A 5268-nucleotide genomic window follows, 5' to 3' on the forward strand; every position below is an offset into this window, starting at 1 on the left:
TGCACCGCCAAAGGGGGTTCTCCCCATGAGCAACTGCATCAATAAAACAGGTAACCATGTGTTAAATCTGAGTTACATCTGCTGACGGCTGACGGCTGACCGCTGATAGCTGAATGCTTACAAGTCGGAAACGATTTTATGACCTGTTTAAAGATCACGCTCGTTTAAAGATCACGCTCGTTTAATGCACTCAGCTATCAGCATCAAGAGCAGGGGGAACCAAGGAACCCTCTCATCCTGAAGACTATACTTTGAGCGGTATGCTTTTAGCTATCGGCTTCAAGCCAGAAGCTTATATCTTAGACTATCAATGGCTGATAGCTGATAGCCTGTTGGCTGAATGCAACAGCTCAAAGAAACTATAAAATAGTGTCACCCAATGGAGATAGCCATTGACTTGTGACAGGGATGGAAAGTACAGGTGGCTGGTGGGAAAATTGCCTACAAGAGTAGCCCATACTCTTTTAGCAAATTTTCCCGTGACCCTAGGCAATTTTCCTGTGACCCAGATGATCGGAGTTGTTCACGACCTATTCACAACCTATTGCTGTAGTTGAACGGTAGTTAAAAACTGACTATTAACGAACACAGTTGACACTCTGGGTGTAAGATAGTCTCATATACTGATATTAAACTAAGATTTTGTTATCTTAGTTGACAGTCAGTCCAGTAGAAATGCTGGATACCACTTAAGTCCTTAGTATTAGATTCAAGTTGATGGCTAAAAAGAAAAACATGGCTGCTCCGATCGTTCCTCTGCAGGGTCAAGCATTGGTGGCGAAAGTCAAAGACCTAGGTAGCCTGAGCAAAGAACAAAAAGCTAGAGCCTGTGGCTACTACACCGTGACAAAAAACGGAGTAGAGCGAGTCAATATGATGAAGTTCCTCAATGCCCTTATTGATGCCGAGGGGATTGAATTAGACAGCAAAACCAATGGCAATGGTCGTGGCGGACGCAGTGCCAGCTATCGGATTAGTGTGCAGTCTAACGGCAATCTTCTGATTGGCTCGGCTTACACGAAACAAATGGGTTTACAACCAGGGGACGAGTTTGAAATCACCCTGGGACGCAAGCACATTCACCTTAAACAACTTGATCCAACAGAAGAAGAAGCACTTGAGGCATCCTGAGCCGAATAGACAAGGCTTAGAACGCCGTAACCGGTAAATGTGCTGTCGCTCAAAATGTCAGCATTCCGCCGTCAGTTATCAGCATTAGCGCTACTTGAAACGCTGTGCTTGCCAGCCATTCATGATGCCCTCAAGAGAACCAATCCACGAGGCTTTAAACGGTAAGCCTGGTTTGAAAAGGAGCCCATAAGCTTACTCTCTTGATAAACCCAGGCTCCCAAAACATTAGCTGTTTGCAAAGCCGGAAAGTAGCGCGTCAGCTGACTGCTGATAGCTCAATGCCAACCCGATCACTGTCTGTTAAGAAAGCGGTGTATCAATTTCCATCCCCATTTATGGAAACTTCCCAATCTAGCTTTTAATCACTCAATTGGGATATTGTTTAAATAACATCCAGTCAGGGGCATCATCAATTCTTCTGGCTGGCTTCAATTTCCATTACTCAAGGAGACCAGTATTAAGCAATAAGTTGAACTAGATCGGAAATTGCCAAATCTCATGGTCAGAAGACATCAAAATCAGTAGTGAAATATAGGTTCCCCAGAATAAAATTACCATAAATTGTCTATCCCGTCGGGCAACCAGCATCCCTGCTATAACCATGGTTAAAGGGACACAAGCGAAGAACAGCCAGGAGCTGAGGTCAAAAGCTTTTCTAATCCCTAAGTGAAGCATCACAGTAATGGTAGCAACACCTAGCAGACTTAAACCAATACTCCAAAAACGGGGATAAGATTTGCCAGAAGGCCAATGCCAAATGTCTGTGAGTTGGGCTCCACCAGCAAGGGCTAATGCTGGGTAAACTGGCAACACATACCCAGGCAATTTAGTGGCAAGAAGGGAAATGGCGATCAAGTAACCGCCAGCCCATACCAGTACCAATTTAGCCCAGCCCCAATGGCGATTCTGCCAAGCCTGCTGTAACCAGTAGGAAAAGAACAGTAACCAAGGTGCGGAAAATTTTAAGATTTCCCCCAGGTAATACCAAGGCAGGCGATTTTGCCCATCCACTGCTGTCCAGATCGGGCGTAGGGACTGGTAGATAATGGCTGTAGTTGTAGTAACGGCTCTTTGATCCTGTAGCAGCAATGGCACAGTGTACCAAGCAAGAGCAGGACTATAGCCTAGGAGCAATCCCAACCACCAATAAGTAGACGTCAGGAGTCTGGGCGTATCCCATGCTAGAAACAACAGAGCGATCGCTGTGATCAACAATGCCACCAGGATCCCCTTAGTGAGGAAAATCAAGCTTAATCCGATCCCCGCTGCCAGTGACCAGCGTGAGTCCCGACGCGATCGCAACACACACCACATCATCAACACCACAAAGCACAGATTAGCTCCATCCAGGATTGCCATACGCCCATAATGGGCTATTGGTAAGAAAGTTAGGTAAATCAAGCTAGAGAAAATACCCTTCTGACGGCAGGGGAAGATTTCTGTAGCAAGACCATAGACTAGCAGTACCGACAGCACACTGAGCATGGCACTAGGTAAGCGCGTAGTCCACTCGTTGACACCACCAAACTGATAAGCCACCGCAATTAGCCAGGCTAGTAGGGGGGGGTATTCAATTAGGGTTAGGGTTTCACCTTCGAGAGTTGGGTAAAGCCACTGCCCAAATTCCCCCTTTGCTGAAAGTAGTTGAGTCGCAAGATGACTTATGCTTTGCTCTACCCCTTGCAACGAGCCACTGCCCAAATTGATGCTAAACAACAATAGTGCTGCCAGGAATAACCCTAACAGCGACAATCTCTCAATCCAGCGTTGAGTTCTACGTATCCGGTTTCCCGAGCCACCCCAAGTAAACGTTTTATGATCCATAAATTTACCTTTACCTTTACCTTTACCAATAATTCATAATTAAAGCTAGAAGTTTAACAAAAAACCATGAACGAAGCTAATTTTACCGTTCCCCACCAGACCACGAGCCATCATCCAATTTTTCGGTTCTACTTGGGGGATTATCCCAATGCTGCTAGCCATCTTATCTACTCTACTAACCCCGTTGTCTGGTGTTCTTAACCACAGCAGTATACTTTTTACCTTTAACCTTTCAATTATGTCGGAAAACTAATCGTCTCTAACTAATCGTCTCGCGCGAGCGTGAACAGGCAATTCTGTTGAAGCTGTTTACGGTCAGTGATGGAATGTCCGTTGTTGAAGTGACGGTGCTAAACTATCCAGCATGAATTAAAACTGAATTTTTTTTGAAATTACCAATCAACGTATAAAAACCTTTGAGCTATCATTAGTGTGAGCTATGAGTCCAATTAATAATTAGATTGGTGACCAATGGCAAAGTCTGACAACTATACACAATATCAACACAATATAAACAAAACTAATTAGACAAATAGGAGGATGACATGGTAACAGACACTCTCAAACCTCCCCATGACTATTTACAGTGGCTCAATCTTATCTCCGGGAGGAACTGTTGCTCAGCAATCGTTTAAGTAAGGCACAACAGCAAACAGCTTTGCTTATAGTCTTGAGTAATTCAAACTTGAGTTTTTTTCAAGACCTGTTGCCAAAGTTCACGCACTAATCTCCAGAATCCTTACCTGTTCACTGTTCCGAAGTTCCGAAGTTGCCTACTTCTGTAATAAGTCCTATGAAAGTGATACACTACCAGGACACAAAGGGCATGCTTAAGATAGGCTATAGACGGTTTTATTACTGTGACCTATAGCTCAGTCATTGACCATCGACTGCTACGAGCAATGTTCTAGAACTTACCTCAAGTTCAGATTCACTGCTAACCGATCACTTGTTGACCAAGCCAGCCCATGGAGTTGAACACAGAATAATGAGGAATTTCTACCTAAGTTGATCACTTGCGACACTTACGCATATGGAAAGCTCATTTGAACTAACCCTACAGATGGTTATCGCCATCTTCGCTGGGATCAGTGCCCAGGTAATGGGTGAGTATTTAAAAATTCCCAGCATTGTCTTTTTGCTGATGTTTGGCACTCTACTCGGACCAGATGGCTTCGGTCTTTTGCACCCACAGAAGCTAGGGGTTGGTCTAGAGGTAATTGTTGCCCTCTCAGTGGCAGTTATTCTGTTTGAAGGAGGGCTCAACCTAGATCTGCGGGATCTGGGCAAAGTTTCTGGTAGCCTGAGAAATCTAGTTACCATAGGAACACTGATTACCCTGTTAGGAGGTGGCATGGCGGCTCACTGGCTAGGGGAGTTTCCTTGGCCAATTGCTTTTCTCTATGCCTCTCTAGTGGTGGTCACCGGACCAACGGTGATTAGTCCTCTGCTAAAACAGGTGAAAGTGGATCGACGTGTAGAAACCCTTCTAGAAGGGGAAGGGGTTCTCATTGATCCAGTCGGGGCAATTCTGGCAGTGGTTGTCCTGGACACAATTTTAAATAGTGATGCTGGTGCAAATGCAGCATTTGTCGGTCTAGGTCTTCGTTTGAGCATCGGTGCTGTGATTGGGGGCTTAGGGGGCTGGTTAATGGGGTTTCTTCTCAAGCAAGCACGCTTCATCTCAGAAGAACTCAAAAACTTAGTCGTACTGGCTGGCATGTGGGGTTTGTTTGGCTTGGCTCAGATGGTTCGCTCTGAATCCGGTTTGATGGCAACTGTAGTCGCTGGAGTAGTTTTGGGAGCCTCTGACCTGCCTGAAGAGCGCTTGTTGCGACGCTTCAAGGGACAATTAACTGTCCTTGGGGTTTCCATGTTATTCGTACTGCTCTCCGCTGACCTCTCCATCGCCAGTGTGTTTGCCCTAGGCTGGGGCAGTATCTTTACCGTCTTGGTGTTGATGTTGGTGGTGCGCCCCATCAGTGTGGTGGTTTGTACTTGGAATAGTGATCTCAATTGGCGGCAAAAGTTATTTGTGTCCTGGATTGGTCCTAAGGGAATTGTCAGTGCTTCTGTGGCTTCCTTGTTTGCGATTCTCCTAACGGAACGGGGGGTTAATGGTGGTGACTCGATTAAAGCCTTGGTATTCCTGACAATTATGTTGACGGTAGTTTTACAGGGTTTGACCGCTCGCTGGGTCGCCAAATGGCTAAAACTTAACCCAGAGGAGGAGGCAACTGGTGCTGTAATCATCGGTTGTAATCCGATGAGCCGTCTGATTGCTCGTTTGTTTCAAGAGCGAGGAGAGTCTGA

4 protein-coding genes are annotated in these 5268 nt (G+C 45.6%); 3 read left to right on the top strand and 1 reads right to left on the bottom strand.

Annotated features, from left to right (window positions below):
* Positions 1-717: 717 nt before the first annotated feature.
* The gene (locus F6K20_RS23040) at positions 718-1131 is read left to right on the top strand and encodes an AbrB family transcriptional regulator (RefSeq protein WP_008184396.1); all 414 of its coding nucleotides are present in this window, start codon (positions 718-720) and stop codon (positions 1129-1131) included.
* Between the two features lie 474 nt (positions 1132-1605).
* Here the strand turns inward: F6K20_RS23040 and F6K20_RS23045 are convergent, their stop codons facing one another.
* Entirely contained in the window at positions 1606-2955 is a 1350-nt protein-coding gene (locus F6K20_RS23045) for an ArnT family glycosyltransferase (RefSeq protein WP_008184393.1), read from the bottom strand.
* A gap of 66 nt (positions 2956-3021) precedes the next feature.
* Between F6K20_RS23045 and F6K20_RS23050 the strand changes: the two genes are divergently transcribed.
* Complete coding sequence (locus F6K20_RS23050; RefSeq protein WP_267872031.1) at positions 3022-3156, top strand: hypothetical protein; 135 nt, start codon at positions 3022-3024, stop codon at positions 3154-3156.
* 832 nt (positions 3157-3988) lie between these two features.
* The coding region (locus tag F6K20_RS23055) for a cation:proton antiporter (protein ID WP_287296152.1) at positions 3989-5268 on the top strand (1280 nt) is incomplete at its 3' end.

The organism is Moorena sp. SIO2C4 (genome assembly GCF_010672485.1).
In the GTDB taxonomy this organism is placed as follows: Bacteria; Cyanobacteriota; Cyanobacteriia; order Cyanobacteriales; family Coleofasciculaceae; genus Moorena; species Moorena producens.